A 20,625-nucleotide genomic window follows, 5' to 3' on the forward strand; every position below is an offset into this window, starting at 1 on the left:
GATCGCACGATGTGCGACTTGCGGAGGCCGGCGTCATGACAGGGCACCTTCTGGAAGAGGGCTTTACCAGGCTCGAGATCGACCCACGGCTCACGTGGCGCAACCCGCCGGCGCGCTGGGTGGTGGAGCCGGAGCGGAGCGTGCTCGTGGTCGAGCCCTGCGCGAAGACCGATTGCTGGCGGCGGACGCGCTGCGGCTTCCGCACCGACAATGGGCCGTTCCTCTTCACCCGCGCTGGCGGGGACTTCGTGATGACCTGCCATGTGCGGTTCCGGCCCGCGCACCAGGACGACCAGGCGGGGCTCATGGTGCGGATCGCGGCGTCGTGCTGGCTGAAAGTCGGCCAGCCGCGCCGAGCCCAGCGGCTCCGGCGGCAAGGCGATGTTGACCTGGGCGAGGTGGTGGGGCGGCATCCGGGGAGGGTGCCACCGCCGCCTATGGCTGGCGGAGCCGCCGTGAGGACAGGAGCTCCATCCCTCCCGCGTGCTCCGCGACGCGCTGGAGCGACGCGAGCAGCGCGCCGGCCTGCTCCTCGCCGAGCAGCGCCCGGAGCCGCCTGTTCACCGCGGCCCGCGCGGCGCGCCCCGCCTCGACCGCGGCCCACCCGCGATCGGTGAGCTCGACGAGCCGGTTGCGCTGGTCGTCCTCGGCGACGCGCCGGCGCACGTAGCCGAGCTCCTCCAGCTCCGCCACCGCTTTGGAGGCGCCCTGCGACGTGATGCCGAGCCGCTCGGCGAGCTCCCTCACCTTCACCGGGCCCGGGATGAGGTGCTGGAACACGTATCCATGGCTCGGGCGGAGATCGCCGTGACCGGCCCGGTCCACGCGGCGCATCACCTCGTCGCTGTTCGCGGCCGCGATGGCGGCGAACAGCAGCACGAGGTCCTCGTCCGGGCGCGCAGGCTTCACGGCGGGAGCCTGTACCCCACAACCAAGGTTGCGCAAATGACGTTGACAGCCCCGGGCGGCGGCTCTATTCATCAACCAAGGTTGTGCAATCATAGTTGAGCAACCAACAGTGCGTTTATCCGGGGTCGAGCCCGAGGGCCGGGCCGAGGATCGCCGGCGCGCCTCGATCCGTGCGGCTCCGGGGAAGGGACGAAGGGACGAGCGGTGCACCTCGCGCTCCATGGCTCCTGCGACCCCGCGTTCGCGCCCGTGCGCGCGGCGTTCGCCTCGAATTTCGAGCGGTTTCCCGAGCTCGGGGCCGCCGTGTGCGTCGCGGCGCGCGGCCGCGTGGTCGTCGACCTCTGGGCCGGCTTCCGGGACGCGGCGCGGACCGCGCCGTGGCGCGGCGACACGATCGTGAACGTCTTCTCCGCGACCAAGGGCGCTGTCGCCCTGTGCGCCCACGCGCTCGCGGAGCGGCGCGCGCTCGACCTCCACGCGCCGGTCGCCGCCTCGTGGCCGGAGTTCGCCGCGGCCGGCAAGGAGCGCGTGCTCGTGGCCCAGCTGCTCGACCACAGCGCCGGCCTCCCGGCGCTCCGCGCGGAGCCGCCGGAGGGCGCGCTCTACGACTGGCAGGCCATGACCGGCGCCCTCGCCGCGGAGGAGCCGTTCTGGGCTCCGGGCGCCCGGCACGGCTACCACGCCGTCACGTTCGGCTTCCTCGTCGGCGAGGTGATCCGGCGCGCCAGCGGCCAGCGCGTGGGCGCGCTCCTGCGGGAGGCCGTCGCGGGGCCGCTCGGCCTCGACTTCCACATCGGCACCGGCGCCGAGCACGACGGGCGGATCGCCGATGTGGCGCCGACCCTCGCGTGCCCTTCAGGCCTGGGCGGCGCGTTCGCCGCGAGCTTCCGCGACCCGGCGTCGCTCACCTCGATGGCGTTCACCAGGCCGCGCGACCTCGTGTCGCCCGGCCTCGTCAACACCGCCCGCGCCCGGCGCGCGGAGATCCCCGCGCTGAACGGCCACGCGAACGCGCGCGCCCTCGCGCGGATGTACGGCGCGCTCGCGAACGGCGGCGCCTCCGCCGGCGGCGCGCGCGTGCTCTCGCCCGAGGCGATCGAGGCCGCGCTCGCCGAGCGGTCGCGCGGCCCCGACGCCGTCCTCCTCGCGGAGAGCCGGTTCTCGCTCGGCTTCATGCTCCCGAGCGCCCTGCGCCCCTTCGGCCGCGGCGCGCGGACCTTCGGCCACCCCGGCGCCGGCGGCGCGCTCGGCTTCGCCGACCCCGACGCGGGGCTCGGGTTCGGCTACACGCCGAACCAGCCCATCGCCAGCGGCGAGGGCGGCGACCCGCGGTGGCCGGCGCTGATCGACGCGGTGTACTCCTGTCTCTGAGCCCTGGTGCGCGTCGCTCGAAGAAGAAACGCGGTCTGCTTGAAGCCGCGGGCGGCGCGGGCTGCGAGGCGCCGCGAGCGCGTGTCGCTCACTTGCTACGTAGAGTCTTCATCGCGCCGGCCCACGCGAGCAGCTGGTCGAGCAGCTTGCCGACGGACGCCTCGTGGCGGGGGTTGGGCTTGAACACGCTGAAATTCTCGAAATCGTCGTACAGAGAGAGCGTGACCTGCGCACGCACGTCCGCGATCTGAAGCTCGGCCATCACGAGCCGGAGCTGCTCGACGGCGCGGACGCCTCCCGCGCTGCCATAGCTCACGAAGCCAGCCGCCTTGTTGTTCCACTCCTTGTACAGATAATCGATGGCGTTCTTGAGCGCGCCCGAGGTGCCGTGATTGTACTCGGGCGTGACGAACACGAAGGCGTCGAACGGGTCGATCTTTGCCGCCCACGCCTTTGTGTGAGGCTTTGTGTACTGCCCCATCGACGGGGACACCCGCTCGTCGAGCAGCGGCAGGTCGAAATCCTTGATATCGACGAGCTCGTAGTCGGCGCCGCCCTTCTTCGCCGCCACGCCGTGCACCCACTTCGCGACGGCCTCGCCGTTGCGGCCCGGCCGCGTGCTCCCCAGGATGATCGCCACCTTCAGCATATCTGCGCTCCAGGCAATGGCCCCCTCTCCGATCGAGCCAACGGGCGGCGTGATGCTCATTCCCACGACACCCCGGTGAAGAGGAGAGACCGTTCGAGGCTACACCAGCCAGGTTTCGCGTTTCCCGTTTCGCGAGAATGCACATCCCGTACCGCCCGCGTGTCGCGTGGGCCCGCCGGAGCGCAGCAGGCACGACAGTGACGCTGGCGAGCTCGACCGCGTCAGTGCGCGCGCGACGATGAAGCAGCAGCCCTGGCCCTGCGGGCGAGGATCACATACTTGATGAGCAGGCTGATCGCTGACCACAGCGCGAGCACGGCGAGCGGCCAGGCGAGCAAGCGCGGAAAGCACAGCGCCACCGCCGCGCCGCCGAGGAGCAAGAGCGCTCCGCCGAGCAGGATCGCGCCCTCGGCCGCGCCGAGGACACGGCGGTTCGTCATCGCCGCGCCCACGGTGTTCGCGAGGCGCAAGGCGCCCGCGGCGGAGCGCCCGGTCCCGGCCCCCTGCAGGCGGCGCTTTCTGTCGTGGCGCGCGCGACGCCGCGCGTGGAGGACGATCTCGGTCGCGCCGCGGAGATCTTCCTCATACTGCGCCTGCATGCGCCCGGCGAACTCCTCGTCCTCGATCGTCACGTCGATCTCGCAGTTTTCCAGCCAGCTCGCGACGTTGAGGTTGCTCGATCCCACGCGCGCCCAGCGGCCGTCGGCCACCGCGGTCTTCGCGTGGAGCATCGAGCCATTCCACTCGTAGACGCGCACCCCGGCTTCGAGCAGCGGTCGATAGCCGGCCCGCGACAGCGTGCCGACGGCCGGAATATCGCTCGTGCCCGGGACGAGCAGGCGCACGTCCACGCCATCGCGCGCCGCCGCCGTGAGCGCCTGGACGTACGGCGCGACGCCGACGAAGTACGCATCCGTCAGCCAGAGGGTCCTCTGCGCCAGCGCGGCGACAAGCTGATCGAGCCGGTAAAGCCCGGTCGTGCTCGGCAACTTCGCCACCACGCGCAGGTCCATGGGGCCGGCCGCCGGCGGAACCCCGGTGAGGACGGGCAGCTCGGCGGGCAGGCCTTCACCGAGGCTCGCCCAGTTGTCGGCGAAGGCATCGGCGAGCGCGCGCACCGCGGGCCCCCGCACGGCGATGCCTGTGTCGCGCCACGGCGGCACGCCGCGCGCCGCATCGCCGAGCCATTTGCCGCTGACGCAGACGCCGGAGACGAAGCCGACCTCGGCGTCGACGACGAGCAGCTTGCGATGATCGCGCGCCACCCACCCGAACGGGCTGGTGAAGCTGAAGGGATTGTAGGTGCGCACTTCCCCGCCCGCCGCGCGCAGCTCGCTCCAGAACTGGTCCGTCGACGCGCCCAGGCACCCGAACCAGTCGCGGATCACGCTGACGTGGACGCCCGCCGCGGCGCGCTCGCTGAGCGCGTCGCGGAGCTCGCGCGCCAGCGCGTCATCGTCGAAGATGTAGTTCTCGAGCAGGATCGAGGTGCGCGCGACCCGTATCGCGGCGAGCCAGGCGTCGAAGTTCGCTCGCCCGTCGATCAGCAGCTCGACCGCGTTACCACCGATGAGCGGCGCGCCGGCGACGCGACTGAAGGTCTGCCGTGCGACGGCGCGCAGCGGTGCGTTCGTCGGGGAGATGCGTGCGGGGACGCGAGCGGCGGACATGGCACACCGTAGATGCCAGAGTTTCGGTGCCCCGTCCCGCGCTGCGTCGACGATGTGCCCCGGGTGGTCCTCCGCGTCGGGGCGGCGAGCCATGCCTGGATCTCTACGTCGGCTCCGGCGTGGGGCATGACGGGCGGATCGCCGAGGGCGCCGCCGACGCTGCCGAAGCCCTTCAGGCCCGGGTCGATCGGAGCCGGCGGCGAGGGGCGCGCCGGCTCAGCGCTCGGGCTCGAGCGATTCAGCCTCTTGCCCAGGCGTTGATCCGCGCGATCCAGCCGGTGGAATCATCGATGGTGAGGACGAGCCGCCGGTACGACTCCCCCTCGAGCTCGATCGTCAGTGGGTTGTGCTTCCGGCGCCGCACCGTGTACCAGAACTCCTTACCGCGATCGGTGTAGTACGTCCCCGCCTTGATCAGCCCGGGAAGCGCCGTCCCCGGCGCGCGGATCTGCCGCCACGTGGCGGGCGGAAGCGTCGCCTCCGCCCGCGTCACGTGCTCGCGCGGCACCACGATGGGCGCGAGCTTCACCGCCCAGAGGCGCTCGACGCCCTCCAGCGTGAGGGTCAGTCGATCCCCATCCATTCGCAGTTGCATCCCGGGAGTCTAGTTCGGCGCGAGCGCCGGGCGAGCGGAAATTACCACGGGATTGCCGCCCTGGAGCGAAGGCGTTTCCGCTGGAGCGAGGCCCCGGCGACAGCGAGGTGGAGGCCTGAAGGCCTGTGCAAGGCCGCAAGAGATGTGCTGAACCGAGCCACAAGTCGACCTCTCCGACATCCTCCTGAGCTCAGGGGAGTCACTCCGCCGCTGCTCTGCTCGGGTGTCCGGCGGAGCGCTGATCGCTGGAGATGTGCCCGCTCGGGCATGGTGGTTGCCTCTGTGTCTGGCATGAAAACATCCACGATGGTCAGCGTCGTTGCTTTGGTCCTGGGTCTTTCGTTCGGCGCCGGTTGCGTCGCCAGCTCCGGAGAGGAGCTGGCGCATGGGCAGCAGCAGCTAGGCGCCGCGCCAGGGGCCGATGGGGTGTGGCTCTCCACCGAGTTCTCTTTCGGGTTCTGCGCCGGCGAGTGCATCACGACGGTGTCCCGAGACGGTGCGGCGCTCGAGTTGAAGGCCTGCGCGCACCAGGGGGACTGCCGCCGCTCGAACTTCGCGACGCTGACGGACAAAGGCTCGCGCCACGTCGCGGAGGTCGAGGGCGCGCTGGGCAGAATGCCCCTCGACGCGCGCTACGGTTGCCCCGACTGCGCGGACGGCGGCGCGACCCGCGTGAGCCTGCAGCGCGACGGCCTCTTGACATCGCACCAGTATGAGTTCCCGAACGCGCCGGAGCCTCTGGCCGACCTCGACCGCCTGGTCAAGGAGCTCAAGCTGGGTCTCGACACCTGCACGCCAGGACCGCTCTTGCAGCTCTCGCAGGCGTGCACGCCAAGGTGAAGCGGCGTCCTCCTGCCCGCCGCGAGCTGGCGAGCGCATCGGTGCTCAGCCGCCCGGATCGCTCGGCTCATGGTCGGACCCCGAGCGGCACCGCATCACCATGTGGATCTCGTTGCCCTTCTCGTTGTGCCGCACATCGTCCATGAAGGTGCGGATCAGCATCAGGCCGCGGCCGCTCGGCTTGTCCAGGTTGGCGAGATCGGTCGGGTCGGGCAGGTCGCGCGGGTCGAAGCCGGGGCCCTCGTCGCGCACCACGTAGGTCGCCTCGGTCCGCGTCTCCCGCGCCATGACGTGGACGCGCCGGTCCCGGTAGGGGCTCTCGGTCCGGCGCCGCTCGACGAGCGCCGAGAAGGCGCTCGGATCCTCGTCGAGCAGCGTCGAGCTGACCTCGAGGTTGCCGTGCACGATCGCGTTCACGAGCGCCTCGCGCAGCGCCACCGCGACCTGGATCCGGCCCGTCTCGTCGCACAGGCGCATCCGGCCCAGGCTCTGCTCGATGTGGCCCACCAGCGCGGGCACCTTCGCCACGTCGTTGTCGAGCTCGAAATGGGACTCGGTCGCCGTCAGGCACGAGAGGAGCTGCTGCTCGCGCCGATCGAGCCGCGCCACGGCGAGGACGTTCTCGACCGTGCTCACGAGCTCCGCCGCGAGGCTCCGCTTCGCGACGTAGCTCGCGGCGCCGCGCCGGAGCGCCTGCACCGCGATCTCCTCGCTGCCGTGCGCCGTCATCAGGATCACCGGCAGGTACGGGTGCTCGCGGCGGATCGCCTCGACCAGCTCCAGGCCGTCCATCTCCGGCATCTGGAGATCGGTCAGCACGATCTCGGGCATCACCTTGGCGATCGCCTGGAGCGCCTCGACGCCGTTCTCGGCGTACATGGGCTCCATGCCGGCGCGCTTCTTCAGCAGGCTCCCGGAGAGGCGCCGATCCATCGGGGAGTCGTCCACCACGAGCACCCTCACCATCGCGTCACCTCGCCCTCAGAGCGCCGCTCATGCTGCTCCATCCGCCGGCGGCGCGGCGTCCGCCGGCGAGCCCTCGCGCACGAACGCGGCGAGCTCGGGGATCAGGCGATCGACCTGCGCCCGCAGGGCGAACTGCGCCTCGGCCAGGCTTCCGAGCTCGTTCGCGCGCGCCATCTTCTCCAGCGCGAAGGCGGCCTCGAACGCGCCCCGCGCGCCGAAGCTGTCGACCCCGCCCTTCAGGCTGTGCGCCGCCCGCTGGAGCCTGCGGGCGTCGCCGGCGGTCACCGCCTCGTCGATGTCGGCCATCCACCGGGGGCACTCCTCCAGGAAGACCTCGGCGAGCTCGCGCAGCAGGTCGGCGTCGCCGCCCGTCCGCTCCAGCGCCCGGGTGCGGTCGAACATCGGCCGGCTCGCGATCGAGGAGGGCGTGCCCTGCGGCCGCTCGTCCGAGCGGGCGCTCGGCGGCCCGCTGTCGAGCGACGACGAGGGCACCGGCGAGTACGAGCCCGGCGCGCCGAGCGACAGGCGCGCCGGGTCCTCGACCTCCAGGGAAGAAGGCCCGGCGGCGAGCCGGTCGATCATGTCGTAGAGCTCCTCGACCTGCACCGGCTTCGACACGTAGCCGTCGAAGCCCGCCCGGAGGCAGCGGTCGCGGTCGCCCTTCATCGCGTACGCGGTCACGACGATGAGCGGCATGTGCCCGCCCTCGCGCCGCTCGCGCGCGCGGACGACCCGCGCGGCCTGGAGGCCATCCATCTCGGGCATCTCCACGTCGAGCAGGGCCACGTCGTACTGGCCGGTCGCGATCTTCTCGACGGCGAGCCGGCCGTTCTCGACGATGTGCACGTGGTGGTCCTGCCGCTCCAGCCAGCGGCGCATCAGCTTCTGGTTGATCGCGTTGTCCTCGGCCACGAGGACGCGCAGGCCGCGGGCGCGCGGCCCGGGCGCGGCGCGGCGCAGGTCGGCCGACCGGAGCGCGCTCCGCGTCGGGACGCCGAGGGCGTGGAACACGGCCTCCTGGAGGAGGGACGTCTTCACGGGCTTCGTGACCATGGCGAAGACGCCGAGATCGCGGCAGCGCGCGGCGTCCGCCTGCGCGGACGTGGAGCTGAGCATCATGAGGGTGCGCCCCTTCAAGATCTCGCGCCGCCGGCAGTGCTCGACCACGGCGAAGCCGTCGACCTTCGGCATGCGGGCGTCGACGATGGCGAGGCCGAACGAGGAGCTCGGCCCGACCGCGTTGCCCCCCGGCTTGCCCCAGGGCAGCGCCCACACGCCCGAGTCCTCGGAGAGCGCCGCGATCGCCGCCGCCCCCGAGTCGACCGGGACCGGCTTCATCCCCCAGCCCTCGATGGTCTCCGCGAGGATGCGCCGCGCGGTCGCGTTGTCGTCGGCGATGAGGACCCGCGTGCCGAGCAGATCCCTCGGCATCTGCAGGCGGCGCGACCGGGCGGCGCCGTCGAGCGCCCGGACCTGGAGGGTGAAGTGGAACACGCTGCCCTTGCCGACCTCGCTCTCGATCCAGATCTTGCCGCCCATCATCTCGACGAGGCGGGCGCAGATCGTGAGGCCGAGCCCCGTGCCGCCGTACTTGCGGGTGGTCGAGCCGTCCGCCTGCGCGAACGCGTCGAAGACGAGCCGCTGCTTGTCGGGGGCGACGCCGATGCCCGTGTCGATCACGCGCACGTGGAGCACCAGGGCGTCGCCGAGCGCCTCGCCCGCGTAGAGGCTGGGCGCGCTCTGGCGGTCCGCGCCGGCGTCCTCCTCGGCGGTGACGGGCGCGCGCGAGTCGACCTCGGCGCGGACGACGATCTCGCCGGCGTCGGTGAACTTCACCGCGTTGCTCACGAGGTTCACGAGCACCTGGCGCAGGCGCAGCGGGTCGCCGACGAGCGCCTCGGGGACGTCGGAGCCGACGTCATAGGCGAGCTCGAGCCGCTTCTCGTGCGCGCGGAGCGCGAGCGTCTTCACGGCGTCGCCGATGATCTCGCTCGGGTCGAAGACGACGGGCTCGATCTCGAGCTTGCCGGCCTCGATCTTCGAGAAATCGAGGACGTCGTTGATGATGGCGAGGAGCGCGTCGGCCGAGATCTTGACCATCTCGAGGTACTCGCGCTGCTCCTGGCTGAGCTCGGTCTGGAGCGCGAGCGACGTCATGCCGATGATGCCGTTCATCGGGGTGCGGATCTCGTGGCTCACGCTGGCGAGGAACTCGCTCTTCGCGCGGCTCGCCGCCTCGGCGGCCTCCTTGGCCTGCTGGAGCTCGGCCTCGACCGCCTGGCGCTGCATGAGCAGGGCGCGCAGGCTCGCCGAGTGCTCGCGCTCGTTCTCGAGCGAGGCCTCGCCCATGGCGTCCGCGCGGCGCTTCGCGATGCTCGCCATCACCGCCATCGCGGGCGTGGTGACGGCGAAGACGATGACGCGGAGCAGGTTGTCTTCCTGGTACGAGAGCGGCGCGCCGGGCTCGGAGAAGTAGAGCGCGAAGTAGACGCACGAGACGAGCGCGGAGACGATGCCGCTCCACATGCCGCCGCTGAACGCCGCGAAGACGATGACCATCGAGAGGATCGCCGGCGGGTTCGGGACGCTCCAGTCGAGCGCGGCATCGAGCGTGGCGACCGCGACGATGACGAGCAGCGCGAGCAGGGGCCCGAGCAGCGGGAGCCAGACCTTCTCCCAGGAGGGCCGGCCGAGGCGCCGCTGCAGCACGGCGGGGGCCGGCAGGAAGGTGCCGTGGCCGTCGAGATCGCCGCCGAACGACAGGCGAGCGTCGCCGCCCTGCGAGGGCCGGGCCTCGCCGCCCTGCGAGGGGCGGGGCTCCGCGTGGGGGGTCCCCGGCGCGGCGGCTGGCGAGGGAACCTCGGCCTTGGGCATGGCCTCCTGGAGATAGCGGGGTCGCGATCGGGCGTCCATGGGCGCGAGGGTGGGGTCAAGCGGACGGGTGCGCAGGGGCGGCAGAGGGTAGGCGGGGGGGTGCCGCGCGACCCCGAGCGCCGCGACGCCGCCGAGCAGCGCGGGTCGCGCCGGCGGACCGCTCCGCAGAGGCGCGGCCGGGTCGCGCGCTGGGAGGCTCACCCCTCCCTCACCCCTTCACCCCGCCCGTCGTCAGCCCCGCCACGAGGTGCCGCTGCACCAGGTAGAACGCCCCCATGACCGGCAGCGACACGAGCAGCGCCCCCGCCGCGAACCGCTCCCACTGCGCGTCGTGCTCGCCGATGTACCGCTGCAGCACCACCGGCAGCGTGAACATCTCCTCCTTGGAGAGCAGCGTCGCCGCGAGGATGAACTCGTTGTACGCCGTCATGATCGCGAACAGCGTCGTCACCGCGATCGCCGGCCGCGCCGCCGGGAGCACCACCCGGAGGAAGGCCTGGAAGCGCGTCGCCCCGTCGACCATCGCCGCCTCCTCCAGGTCGACCGGGATCGCCTCGAACGCCGCCCGGAGCTGGAAGATCGAGAACGGCACCGCCGTCGACGCGTAGCAGAGCACGAGCCCCGTCCGCGAGTTGAGCAGGCCCAGCGCGTCGAGCAGGAGGTACAGCGGGATCGCGCTCGCCACCGTCGGGAACATCTGCGTCGCGAGCAGCGCCCGCAGGCCGCGGTCCTTGCCGGCGAACCGGAAGCGCGCGAGCGCATACGCCGCCGGGACCGCGATGGTGACGCCGACGGCCGCCGTCGCGAGCGCCACGACGACCGAGTTGGCGAGCTGGCGGGGGAACACCCAGATTGGCTCGCCCCCCACCTTCTGCGACGTCGTGACCACCGCCTCGAGGTGCTCGAGCGTCGGCTGGTTCGGGATCGGCAGCACCTCCGGCACCGGCGGGCGCACCCCCGAGAAGGCGATCGAGGCGACCCAGAGCACCGGGTACAGCGCGAACGCGACCGCCGCGAGCAGCGCGACGTGCACCGCGATCGACTCGACCGGAGAAGGCCTGCGCGTCATACGGCCTCCGTCGCCGCCACCGGGACAGGTGCCGACCCATCCGCCGCCCCGCCGCCCCGCGGGAGGATCGACCCGGGCCTCCGCCGCCGCCAGCCCGAGGCCCGCGTGGCGAGGGTGAGCAGCAGGAAGATGAGCACCGAGTACGCCGCGGCATAGCCGTACTGCGCCTCGCGGGTGAACGCCCACCGGTACGCCTCGGAGACGAGGATGTCCGTGGTGCCGTCCGGATCGCCGCCGGACACGAGGAACACCACGTTGAACATGTTGAACGTCCAGATCGCGCCCAGCGTGACCGCCGGCGCGAGCACCGGCCCGATCAGTGGAAGCGTGATTTTCCAGAGACGCTGCCAGCGCGAGGCGCCGTCGACCTCGGCGGCCTCGAGCACCTCCTCGGGCACGGCGGTGAGCGCGCCGAGCGTGACCACCATCATGAACGGGAAGCCGAGCCAGACGTTGGTGGTCACGTTGGCCGTGAACGCGGTCGTGAAGCTCGAGAACCAGGCGATCGGCGCGATGCTCGTCCCGAACGCGGCGTTCACCGCCTCGATGAGGCCGGTCACGGCCCCGAACTGGCGGTGGAACATGCCCTTCCAGGACAGCGCGGTCACGTAGCTCGGCACGGCCCAGGGCACGATGAGGAGCACCCGGTAGAGCGCGCGGAGGCGCAGCGTCGGGCGGTGCAGGAGCAGCGCCAGCGAGACGCCGAGGACGACGTGGAAGAAGAGGTTCACCGCCGTCCAGAGCACGGTCACCGCGAGCACGAGGTAGAACGAGCCGCTCGCGAAGAGCGGCCCGCCGCGCGCCGTGAGGATGCTGATGAAGTTGGCGAGGCCGACGTACCGGAGGCCCTCGCCGCTGCCGGCGAAGAGCGACGTCGCCGCGCCGATGACGAGCGGCACGAGCACGAGCACGCCGATCGCGACGACGGCGTGCGCGACGTACCTGTAGGCCGGGAGCGATTGCCGGAGGGTGGGGCCGTGGGCGGCGCCCTTCGCGGCGGAGACCCACCGGAGCACGAGGACGAGCGCGAGCGCGCCGAGCGCGACGAGGAGCGGCGCCGGCGAGGCGGGCGGGGGCAGCGGCCGGCGCACGTCGTCGAACCGGCGCTTCGCCTCGGAGAGCGCGACGTCGGGGGGCGCGTCGCCCCGCAGCACCTTGCGGATCGCGCGCGTGGACGGCTCCCAGGTCGACCGCATCGCGGGCGAGGTCGGCATCGGGATGGCGGCCTTGGCCTGCTCGGTGAAGGCCGCGATGAAGGCGTCGTCGGCCGGGACCGCGACGTCGTTCCGCACCGGCGGCGTGCGCGCGAGCTCGATCCGCGTCCCCGCGGCCGCCGCCCCGGCGAGGTGGCGCGCGAGCGCCCGCGCCTCGGCGCGCTGCGCGCCCTGGGGCGAGAGCATCACCGCCTCGACGGTCATGAACGGCCGCATCGGCCGGCCGGTCTCGCGCACCTTCGGGAGCGGGACGACGCGCGCGCTCCGCTTCGCCTCGGCCGTGAGGCCGCCCACGAACCACGGCCCGCTGATGACGAACGCCGCGCGGCCCGCGTTGAACAGGTCGGTCACCAGCGCGCCGTCCGCGTCCTCCGGGACGACCCGCCGCGCGATCAGGGAGCGGACGAGCTCGAGCGAGCGCTCCGGCCCCGGGCCGAAGAGGCCGAACTGGTCGTCCTCGTCCAGCATCGCGCCGCCGAACGCGGCGAGGATCGGCATGTGCGCGTAGGCGTTCGACGCCTCGTACACGAGCGGGTACGCGCCCTGCGGCAGGGCGCCGGCGAGCGCCGCGATGTCCTCGAGGAAGGCCGGGGCCTCCTGGACGAGCGCGGTGTTCATGTAGAGCGCCATGCACTTCTGGCTGATCGGCAGGCCGAGGAGCTCGCCCCCCTGCCGGACCGCCGCGAGCGCCGGCCCCTGGAACACCGCCTCGCCGTCCGCCTCGAGCGCGTCGCCCACGGGCGCGACGAGCTGGCGCGCGCGGTAGTCGCCGAGCCGCTCGTGGGCGTCGATGAACAGGTCGGGCCCCTGGCCCCTCGGGATCGCCGCCTGGAGCTTCGAGGCGTAGGCGTCGAACGGGACGGCGAGGAGCTCGACCTCCTCGCCCTGGAAGGCCGCGACGATGGCGCCGAGGGCCCTGGCCTCGTCGTCGCGGTAGGCGTGCCAGAGCCGGATCGGCGCCGCGACCGCGAGCGCGGGCACGAGGAGGACAAGGGCCAGCGCGGCGAGCGCGGGGCGGCGGCGGCGGCGGCGGCTCGGCATGGGTCGCCTCACGCATCCCGGAGGGTCAGCCCGGAGTCCGCATCGAACAGGTGCACCTGGCGGAGCGCGATCGCCACGGTGTCCCCCTTCGCCACGCGCGTCGCCGGGTCGAGGCGCGCCACGAACGGCGCCCCCGCGACGGTGCCGTGAGCGTACGACTCGGCCCCGAGCGCCTCGACGATCGTCACCTCGAACGGGGCGCCGCCCTCCCCCGAGGCGAGATCCACCTCGTGCGGGCGCACGCCGACCGTCACCCGCCGCCCGGACGAGAGCGCGCCAGGGAACTCGGCCGGGTCGACCTCGACAGCGAGGTCGCCCTGGGCCGCGAACCACCGGCCTTCGCGGCTCTCCATGCGCGCGTCGACGAAGTTCATGGCCGGGCTGCCGAGGAAGCTCGCCACGAACTGGGTGCGCGGCCGGGCGAACACCTCGAGCGGCGGCCCCGACTGCTCGACGACGCCCTTGTTGAGCACGAAGATCTCGTCGGCGAGCGTCATGGCCTCGACCTGGTCGTGGGTGACGTAGACGCTCGTCGCGCCGAGCCGGTCGTGCAGCTTGCGGATGTCGACCCGCACCTGCGCGCGCAGGGCGGCGTCGAGGTTCGAGAGCGGCTCGTCGAACAGGAAGAGCTGCGCCCGCCGCACGATGGCCCGGCCCATGGCGACGCGCTGGCGCTGGCCGCCGGACAGCGCCCGGGGGTGCCGGTCGAGGAGCGGGCCGAGGCCGAGCATCTCGGACGCCTCCTTCACGCGCGCCTCGATCTCGGCGGGCGGCGTCTTCCGGAGCTTCAGGCCGAACGCGAGGTTCTCGCGCACCGTGAGGTGCGGGTAGAGGGCGTACGACTGGAACACCATGGCGATGTCGCGGTCGCGCGGCTCCAGCCGCGTGACGTCGCGCCCGCCGAGCGCGATCGAGCCGTCGTCGGCCTCCTCGAGCCCGGCGAGCAGCCTGAGCAAGGTCGATTTGCCGCAGCCGCTCGGGCCGACGAGGACGGCGAACGAGCCGTCGGGCACGTCGACGGAGACGCCGCGCAGCACGTGGGTCTGGCCGAATCGCTTGTTGAGTCCGCGCACTTTGACAGAGGCCATATTCAAAGACTCTCGAAGGGGGAGGAGGGCTTCTGGGGATCAAAGACCCTGGATGACCTGGTCTTCCGGGATGAGCACCGCTCCGCTCACCGGCGGCAGCTCGACGGTGACGGCGCCGTTCGCGCCCACGCTATATGTCGTTTTCCCGGGCGAGAGCACGTCGACGAGCACGGTCCCCGGCCGGAGCTCGGTCGTCATCGCCGCCCCTTCGAAGCTCGTGGAGCTCTGCTTCCAGGGGTGCGTGTTCAGCACGACGAGCGCGTAATCGCCGTCGGGCTCGCCCCGATCGAAGGCGAAGATCCCCGCGTCCTCGTCCCCTTCGCCCGTCCGCTCCGTCGACCAGCGCACCGTCTGCTCGCCGACCGTGAGCGCCCGGTAGCCCCTGCGCAGCGCCGTGAGCCGCTTGACCCACCGGAAGAGCGGGTGCTCGGTGTCGTAGCCGCTCGTCCAGAGATCCTCGCGGTTGGCCGGGTCGTTACCGCCGCTGAACCCCTGCTCGGTGCCGTAGTAAAGGCACGGGATGCCGTCCTCGGTGAAGAGGAACAGGAGCGCGTTCCTCAGGGCCGCCTCGGGGTCGGCCTGGAAGGGCGAGACGCCCGGGCCGTCATAGAGGAAGCGCGGGACATCGTGGTTGTCGATGAAGTTGACGAGCGTCTTCAGCGGCGGCAGGCCCGTGCCGTTCGCGTTCGGCTCCGCGCCGTAGTTGGCCTCCCGCTCCGCCCAGAGCTGCTCGATCCGCCGCGTGCCCTGCGCGTCCCGGAAGACGTCGCGGAAGACCTGGTAGTACTGGGAGAAATAGAAGACGCCGTCGACCATGTCCCCCGTGATCGGCGCGGCGCCCGGACAGCCCCCCTCCGCCTCGCTGCCGTTCTCGCGGTCGAGATCGCCGCCGAGCGCCTCGTCGTGCGGGTGGGCCGGGACGTCGTGCCTCGTGAAGCTGCCGATGAGATCGTCGCTGCCGTCGAAGGCCTCGCCGAACATGAAGAAGCGGGTCTTGCCCTTCTCCTTCAGCCGCAGCCGGACGTTCTGCGTGAAATAGCGCCAGAACTCGTGCTCGACGTGCTTCAGCGTGTCGATGCGGAACCCGTCGACGTCGGTGAGCTCGACCCATCGAACGAACACGTCGACCATCGTCCGCTTCACGTCGCAGCGGGCGGTGTCGATGTCCTTGAGCCCGCCCGGGAAGTCGCCGTGCACGAGCTGGTCGACGTCGTCGAAATCGACGATGCGGCCCTTGCGGTTGTAGACCTCGGGGTCCTGGAAGAGCTCGGGCTGCGGCGGGAGGTGGTTTGTCGCGGGCTCGTGGCGGAAGACGATCGGCGCCGGGCCCGACGCGCCGAGCGACGTCCGCGCCTGGACGCCGCGGGGGTCGAAATCGGGGTCGTACTCGCTCTCGTGCACGATCTGCGACTGCCCGCCCTTGCCGCTGCCATGGACGGCGTCGTCGGGGAGGCCATTCTGGTTGATGTCGTAAAAGAACAGCTGGCCGACGTGGTTCGTCACGATATCGAGGATCACCTTCATCCCGCGGCCGTGGGCCGAGGCGACGAGCCGGCGCAGCGACGCGAGGTCGCCGAAATGGGGGTTCAGCGCGGTGAAGTCCTGCGTCCAGTAGCCGTGGTATCCGTCGAAGCCGGCGTCGGTCTCGACGTTCTTGACGATCGGCGAGATCCAGAGCGCGGTGACGCCGAGCTCCTCGAGATAGGGCAGCCGGTCCTCGAGCCCCTTCCAGTCGCCGCCGTGCCACCTGCCGGGCGCCGACGAGACCCCGTAGTTGTTGCCCGCGTCGCCGTCGGCGAAGCGGTCTATCAGCACCTGATAGATGATCTCCTCCCGCCAGTCGCTCACGTGCGCCGCGAGCGAGACCTGCTGCGCGAGCTCCTCGTCGAGCTGCATGCACCCCGCCGCGGGGAGCGCGAGGAGCGCGGCCCCGGCCAGCCGGGCGAGGGCCGCCGTTCGCGCCGCTCGCGCGATTCGCCAGACAATTCCGTATTTCAGCGCTCCCTGGCCGGACTCCTGAAGGGCGGAGCTGAGGTGTGTCGATCGCTGCGGGTCCATCGTGACAAACCTTAGCTCGCGGTGTTGAACCACCACGCCGAGATGGCCGCGGCCTCATCGGGCAGCCCGGGCCGGGCGGCCGCCGTCGGCGGAGAGGCCGCCGCTGCGGCTGGCGGCGGCGGAGGATTCTGGGTCTCTACGGCAGGAGCTTCCGGCGTATCAGGCAAAGCCGTAGTATCGGCAGGATTCTGCTGAGCCGCAGAGCGCAATGCGCACCCCAGCAGCGACATGGCCACCGGCGCGGCCACGACGCGATGCTCCCCCGCCCTCAACGCGCCTCGCACGGCGCGAACGCTACACCAGCAGCAGTGGCCGGGTCCACGATTTATGGACCTGGCAAGTGGGTTTTGCGACGCAACACAACGGACGCATACGCCATCGCCGCGCGGCGATGAATGAGCCGAGGCGCACGGCCACGTGCCGAATCACGCGTCGCGCGCGCGCCGACCGCCGAAAGAGGCCGCCGGCGCGCCCGTTCGCGTGTGCTCTGGCCCCCTGTCGCGCAACACGCTCGTGAAGTCCATGGCGCCGTTGCGAGCCCTGTTGTTTCACCACGGACACCAGCGACGCGGAATGTCGTTCCGTTGACGGTCCCCGCGCAGCGTGGCACCGTCTTAATCGTGACCTTCTCGGCGCCTCCCGACCTCGATCTGGCGAAGGCCAGCGCCGGAGAGCACGGGCGCCGGTTCCAGGCGGGCGGGACAGTAGGCGACGGCGCGATCTATATCGAGCGCTCCGCGGACAGGGAGCTCTTCGAGGCGCTGCTGGGCGGAGAGCTCTGCTATGTGCTGTCGCCCCGGCAGACCGGGAAATCCAGCCTGCGACTCCGGGTCTCGATGCGGCTCCGCGCCGAGCAGGCGGAGTGCGCGAGCGTCGATCTCGGGGCGCTCGGCACCGACACCACCACGCCGGTGGGCTGGTACCTCGGGATCGCCTCGGAGATCGCCGAGCAGCTCGGGCTGGAGCCGCCGGACGAGTTCTGGGATGCGCACTGGCACCTCGGGCCGGTGCACTGCTGGCTGCGCTGGCTCGAGGACGTCGTGCTCGTGGAGATCTCCTCCGCGATCGTCCTGTTCATCGACGAGGTCGACGCCACGCTGTCTCTTCCGTTCTCGCGGGACGACTTCTTCGCGGTCATCCGGGCCTGCGTGAACCGGCGCGCCGAGCGCCCGGCCAACGCCCGGCTGACCTTCTGCCTGCTCGGGGTGGCGGCGCCGTCGGAGCTCGTCTCGGATCCGGCGCGCACGCCGTTCAGCATCGGCCGCTCGATCCGGCTCGACGACTTCACCCGCGCCGAGGTGCGGGAGCTGCGCGCGGGCCTGGAGGGGCTCGTGCCCGACCCCGACGCGCTGCTCGACGCGATCTTCGCGTGGACCTCGGGGCACCCCTACATGACCCAGCGGCTCTGCGCGGATCTCGTCGGAGAGCGGCGCGGCCTCGGCGTCGACGAGGCCGTGGAGCGGCGCTTCCTCGACCCGGGGCGGACCGAGGACCCGGCCCTGCGCCACGCGGCGCGGTGCCTGGAGGCGCACGGGCCCCACCACGCGCACGCGCCGAAGCTCCTCCGCCTGTACAAGCAGCTGCTCGACGGCCCCCCGGTGCCCGTGGACAGCGGCGATCCGGTCCAGGCGCTGCTGCGGCTCTCGGGGCTCTCCGCCGAGCGGGCGACGGCCGCGGGCGCGCCGTCCCTCGACGTGCGCAACCGCATCTTCCGCCGCGTCTTCGACCGGGCGTGGGTCGGGTCGCGCGAGGCGGAGCGGGGCGTCACGGAGCCGCTCGCGCGCTGGCTCTCGAACGGGCGGAACGACGATTTCCTCGTGGGCGGGGCGGCGCTCGCGGAGCTCACGTCGTGGTGCGACGGGCGGTGCGACGTCTCGGCGGAGGAGCGGGCGTTCCTCGCCGCCTGCGCGCGGGCCGAGGGCCAGAAGCGGTCGATGCGGCGGCTCGTCACCGTGCTCGCCGTCGCCGTCACGCTGCTCGGCGGCCTGATCCTCGGGCTCCTCTGGCAGATGGGAGCGGAGGAACACGCGCTCCTCCGGGCGCAGCAGGAGTCCCGCGAGAAGGACGCCCGCCGCCTCGCGGCCCAGTCGGCGAAGGAGCTGTCCGACGGCCTGCAGGCGCGCGCGCGCCTGCTCGCCGTGGAGGCAGGCCTCGCCGCCAAGGCGAGCGGCCGCCCCGCGGGCGCCACCGTGGTGCAGGCGCTCGGCGACGCTGTCTGGGGCCCCGCCGTCCGCCAGGAGGTGCTCGGCGGGCACGGCGGCGCGGTCCACGACGCGACCTTCAGCCCCGACGGCCGCTTCGTGGCCACCGCCTCGGCGGACGGGGCCGCGCGGCTCTTCCGCCGCGGCGGGCGCGACGAGCCGGTCGTGCTGCGCGCGCACGACCCCGGGGGGGTCGTCGCCGTCGCCTTCAACCACGACGGGAGCCGCCTGGCCACCGCGTCGACCGACGGCACGGTGCGCCTGTGGCACCCCGACGGCCGCCAGGACGGCGCGCTCCACACCCGGGACGCCGCGCCGGCCAGCGTGGCGTTCAGCCCGGACGGCAGCCGCGTTGTCGCGGGGACCACGAACGGCGCGATCTACGTCTGGCGCCCCGGCATGGGCGACGAGCCGCCGCTCGTCGTGCCCCTGGGCGAGCGGCACATCCGGCGCGCGGTCTTCAACCACGACGGCACCTGGATCCTCGCCACGGCCATCAGCGGGACGGTCTACGTCGTCCGCGCCGACGGGCACGACGCCCCCGCGGCGCTGAAGGGGCACGGGCTGGGCGTCGAGAGCGCGAGCTACAGCCCCGTGGACGATCGCATCGTCCTCGCGGCGGGCGACGGGACGGCGCGCATCCTCGGGTCCGGCCACCGCGAGCCCCTCGTCCTCCGCGGGCACCAGGGCGGCGTGCGCAGCGCCGCCTTCAGCGCCGACGGCACGTCGGTCGTCACCGCCTCGGCGGACGGGATGGCCAGCATCTTCCGCGCCGACGGCAAGGGCACGCCGACGGTCCTCCAGGGCCACGAGGGGGCGGTGAACAGCGCCGCCTTCAGCCGCGACGGCAGGAGCATCGTCACCGCCTCGGAGGACGGCACCGCGCGGGTGTGGAGCCTCGACGCGCCGGGCGAGCCGCTGCTCCTCCACGGCCACACAGGGCCGCTGACCGGCATCGCCGTCAGCCACGACGGCAGCAAGATCGCCACCGCCGGGACCGACAAGACCGTCCGCATCTTCCGCGCCGACGGCTCGGGCGAGCCGGTCGTGCTCCGCGGGCACGAGGAGCACCTGCTCAGCGTCGATTTCAGCCCCGACGGCAACCGCCTGGTCACCGGCTCGGCCGACAGGACGGCGCGGGTGTGGCGCACCGACGGGAAAGGCCAGCCGGTCACGCTCGGCACCCACGACGACCGGGTGGTGGGCGTCGCGTTCAGCCCGGACGGCACCAGGATCGTCACGACCTCGTGGAACGGCATCCTGCGCGTGTTCGAGGACGGGGTCCCGGGCGAGCCCGTCGAGCTGCGCGATGAGCGCGCGGGGCTGCTCAAGGCGGCGTTCAGCCCGGACGGCAAGCACATCGTGGCGACGTCGGGACCCAACGTGAAGGTGTGGCCGGCGGACGGCCGTGGGATCCCTCGTGTCCTGCCGTCGGGGAACGAGGACCGCGCGATCGCCGCGCTGGCGGTGAGCCCGGACGGGAGCCACATCGCGATCGCGGCGCTCGACGATGTCGTGCGGCTGCTCCGCACCGACGGCCAGGGCCAGCCGCTCGTCCTGAGCGGGCTCGGCGCGTCGGTCCGGACCGTGTCGTTCAGCAGCGACAGCGCGCGGGTGGTGGCCGTCTCCAGCGACGGCATCGCGCGGGTGCTCCCCGTCGACGGGCAGGGCGAGCCGATCACGCTCCGCGCCGAGGGGGTCACGCTGACGGACGCGGTGTTCAGCCCGGATGCCACCCGCGTCGTGACCGCCACGAACGACGGCGCCGCGCGCGTCTTCACGATCGCGGCCGAGCCGCTGATGACCCGCGCGTGCGCCTACGCCGGGCGCAACTTCACGCGCGAGGAATGGGCGCTGCTCATGCCCGACATCGACTACCGCGTCACCTGCCCCGAGTGGCCCGGCGCCCCCGAGCCGGACGCCGGCGCCGCGCCGCGCCCGAGCGTGCGCTGAAGCGGGTATCGTGGGTGGCGGTCCGGGGTTGTCCGGAATGGACCGAGTTCGTCCGTTGTCGGCTGCACACGTGAGTCGCCCGCAGCCTCGCTGCCACCTCGGGAACACTTCGCCCACCTTTGTTCCG

The 20,625-nt window shown here is 72.4% G+C and carries 13 protein-coding genes and 1 pseudogene; 4 read left to right on the forward strand and 10 right to left on the reverse strand.

Annotation, left to right across the window (positions count from 1 at the left end; all coding sequences use genetic code 11):
* Nucleotides 1–35 precede the first annotated feature (35 nt).
* Nucleotides 36–284 (forward strand): annotated as a pseudogene (locus WMF28_RS38420) (DUF1349 domain-containing protein); the annotation flags it as partial.
* A 151-nt stretch (nucleotides 285–435) separates the two neighbouring features.
* Here the strand turns inward: WMF28_RS38420 and WMF28_RS38425 are convergent.
* Entirely contained in the window at nucleotides 436–909 is a 474-nt protein-coding gene (locus WMF28_RS38425; protein WP_437598581.1) for a MarR family winged helix-turn-helix transcriptional regulator, read from the reverse strand.
* 204 nt (nucleotides 910–1,113) lie between these two features.
* On the opposite strand from WMF28_RS38425, the gene WMF28_RS38430 reads away from it, so the two are divergent.
* Entirely contained in the window at nucleotides 1,114–2,280 is a 1,167-nt protein-coding gene (locus tag WMF28_RS38430) for a serine hydrolase domain-containing protein (protein WP_437598582.1), read from the forward strand.
* Nucleotides 2,281–2,368: 88 nt separating this feature from the next.
* On the opposite strand, the gene WMF28_RS38435 is transcribed toward WMF28_RS38430, so the two are convergent.
* The 3 genes from WMF28_RS38435 to WMF28_RS38445 all read right to left on the reverse strand — a co-directional run bounded on the left by WMF28_RS38435 (nucleotide 2,369) and on the right by WMF28_RS38445 (nucleotide 5,194).
* On the reverse strand, nucleotides 2,369–2,929 hold the full coding sequence (locus WMF28_RS38435) for an NADPH-dependent FMN reductase (RefSeq protein WP_437598583.1): 561 nt from the start codon (nucleotides 2,927–2,929) through the stop codon (nucleotides 2,369–2,371).
* A 221-nt stretch (nucleotides 2,930–3,150) separates the two neighbouring features.
* Nucleotides 3,151–4,599: a phospholipase D-like domain-containing protein gene (locus WMF28_RS38440; protein WP_437598584.1), complete on the reverse strand. Its 1,449-nt coding sequence runs from the start codon at nucleotides 4,597–4,599 to the stop codon at nucleotides 3,151–3,153.
* Between the two features lie 238 nt (nucleotides 4,600–4,837).
* On the reverse strand, nucleotides 4,838–5,194 hold the full coding sequence (locus WMF28_RS38445) for a hypothetical protein (protein ID WP_437598585.1): 357 nt from the start codon (nucleotides 5,192–5,194) through the stop codon (nucleotides 4,838–4,840).
* A gap of 291 nt (nucleotides 5,195–5,485) precedes the next feature.
* Here WMF28_RS38445 and WMF28_RS38450 point away from each other — a divergent pair, with 291 nt between their 5' ends.
* Nucleotides 5,486–6,034 (forward strand): hypothetical protein, encoded by a 549-nt coding sequence (locus WMF28_RS38450; protein ID WP_437598587.1) that lies wholly within the window; start codon nucleotides 5,486–5,488, stop codon nucleotides 6,032–6,034.
* A 45-nt stretch (nucleotides 6,035–6,079) separates the two neighbouring features.
* Here the strand turns inward: WMF28_RS38450 and WMF28_RS38455 are convergent, their stop codons facing one another.
* From WMF28_RS38455 to WMF28_RS38480, 6 genes are all read right to left on the reverse strand, one after another.
* Nucleotides 6,080–7,000 carry a response regulator gene (locus WMF28_RS38455; RefSeq protein ID WP_437598588.1) on the reverse strand — a complete coding sequence of 307 codons (921 nt, stop codon included), beginning with the start codon at nucleotides 6,998–7,000 and terminating at the stop codon, nucleotides 6,080–6,082.
* Nucleotides 7,001–7,027: 27 nt separating this feature from the next.
* Complete coding sequence (locus WMF28_RS38460; RefSeq protein WP_437598589.1) at nucleotides 7,028–9,874, reverse strand: response regulator; 2,847 nt, start codon at nucleotides 9,872–9,874, stop codon at nucleotides 7,028–7,030.
* A 208-nt stretch (nucleotides 9,875–10,082) separates the two neighbouring features.
* Nucleotides 10,083–10,943: a sugar ABC transporter permease gene (locus WMF28_RS38465; RefSeq protein ID WP_437598590.1), complete on the reverse strand. Its 861-nt coding sequence runs from the start codon at nucleotides 10,941–10,943 to the stop codon at nucleotides 10,083–10,085.
* Nucleotides 10,940–13,198 (reverse strand): extracellular solute-binding protein, encoded by a 2,259-nt coding sequence (locus WMF28_RS38470; protein WP_437598592.1) that lies wholly within the window; start codon nucleotides 13,196–13,198, stop codon nucleotides 10,940–10,942. Before WMF28_RS38470 ends, WMF28_RS38465 begins: the two co-directional genes overlap by 4 nt.
* Before the next feature lie 8 nt (nucleotides 13,199–13,206).
* Nucleotides 13,207–14,286 (reverse strand): ABC transporter ATP-binding protein, encoded by a 1,080-nt coding sequence (locus WMF28_RS38475; RefSeq protein ID WP_437598593.1) that lies wholly within the window; start codon nucleotides 14,284–14,286, stop codon nucleotides 13,207–13,209.
* 39 nt (nucleotides 14,287–14,325) lie between these two features.
* Complete coding sequence (locus tag WMF28_RS38480) at nucleotides 14,326–16,344, reverse strand: alpha-amylase family glycosyl hydrolase (protein ID WP_437598594.1); 2,019 nt, start codon at nucleotides 16,342–16,344, stop codon at nucleotides 14,326–14,328.
* Between the two features lie 620 nt (nucleotides 16,345–16,964).
* Between WMF28_RS38480 and WMF28_RS38485 the strand changes: the two genes are divergently transcribed.
* Complete coding sequence (locus WMF28_RS38485) at nucleotides 16,965–20,498, forward strand: AAA-like domain-containing protein (protein ID WP_437598595.1); 3,534 nt, start codon at nucleotides 16,965–16,967, stop codon at nucleotides 20,496–20,498.
* Nucleotides 20,499–20,625 lie beyond the last annotated feature (127 nt).

This window comes from Sorangium sp. So ce590 (genome assembly GCF_051521365.1).
In the GTDB taxonomy this organism is placed as follows: Bacteria; Myxococcota_A; Polyangia; order Polyangiales; family Polyangiaceae; genus Sorangium.

What these genes read in the sequence shown, in the direction of transcription:
- WMF28_RS38445 (WP_437598585.1), bottom strand. Translation starts at nt 5,194, where the DNA reads ATGCAACTGCGAATGGATGGGGATCGACTGACCCTCACGCTGGAGGGC.
- WMF28_RS38440 (WP_437598584.1), bottom strand. Translation starts at nt 4,599, where the DNA reads ATGTCCGCCGCTCGCGTCCCCGCACGCATCTCCCCGACGAACGCACCG.
- WMF28_RS38455 (WP_437598588.1), bottom strand. Translation starts at nt 7,000, where the DNA reads ATGGTGAGGGTGCTCGTGGTGGACGACTCCCCGATGGATCGGCGCCTC.
- WMF28_RS38450 (WP_437598587.1), top strand. Translation starts at nt 5,486, where the DNA reads ATGAAAACATCCACGATGGTCAGCGTCGTTGCTTTGGTCCTGGGTCTT.
- WMF28_RS38475 (WP_437598593.1), bottom strand. Translation starts at nt 14,286, where the DNA reads ATGGCCTCTGTCAAAGTGCGCGGACTCAACAAGCGATTCGGCCAGACC.
- WMF28_RS38435 (WP_437598583.1), bottom strand. Translation starts at nt 2,929, where the DNA reads ATGCTGAAGGTGGCGATCATCCTGGGGAGCACGCGGCCGGGCCGCAAC.
- WMF28_RS38470 (WP_437598592.1), bottom strand. Translation starts at nt 13,198, where the DNA reads ATGCCGAGCCGCCGCCGCCGCCGCCGCCCCGCGCTCGCCGCGCTGGCC.
- WMF28_RS38480 (WP_437598594.1), bottom strand. Translation starts at nt 16,344, where the DNA reads ATGGACCCGCAGCGATCGACACACCTCAGCTCCGCCCTTCAGGAGTCC.
- WMF28_RS38465 (WP_437598590.1), bottom strand. Translation starts at nt 10,943, where the DNA reads ATGACGCGCAGGCCTTCTCCGGTCGAGTCGATCGCGGTGCACGTCGCG.
- WMF28_RS38460 (WP_437598589.1), bottom strand. Translation starts at nt 9,874, where the DNA reads ATGCCCAAGGCCGAGGTTCCCTCGCCAGCCGCCGCGCCGGGGACCCCC.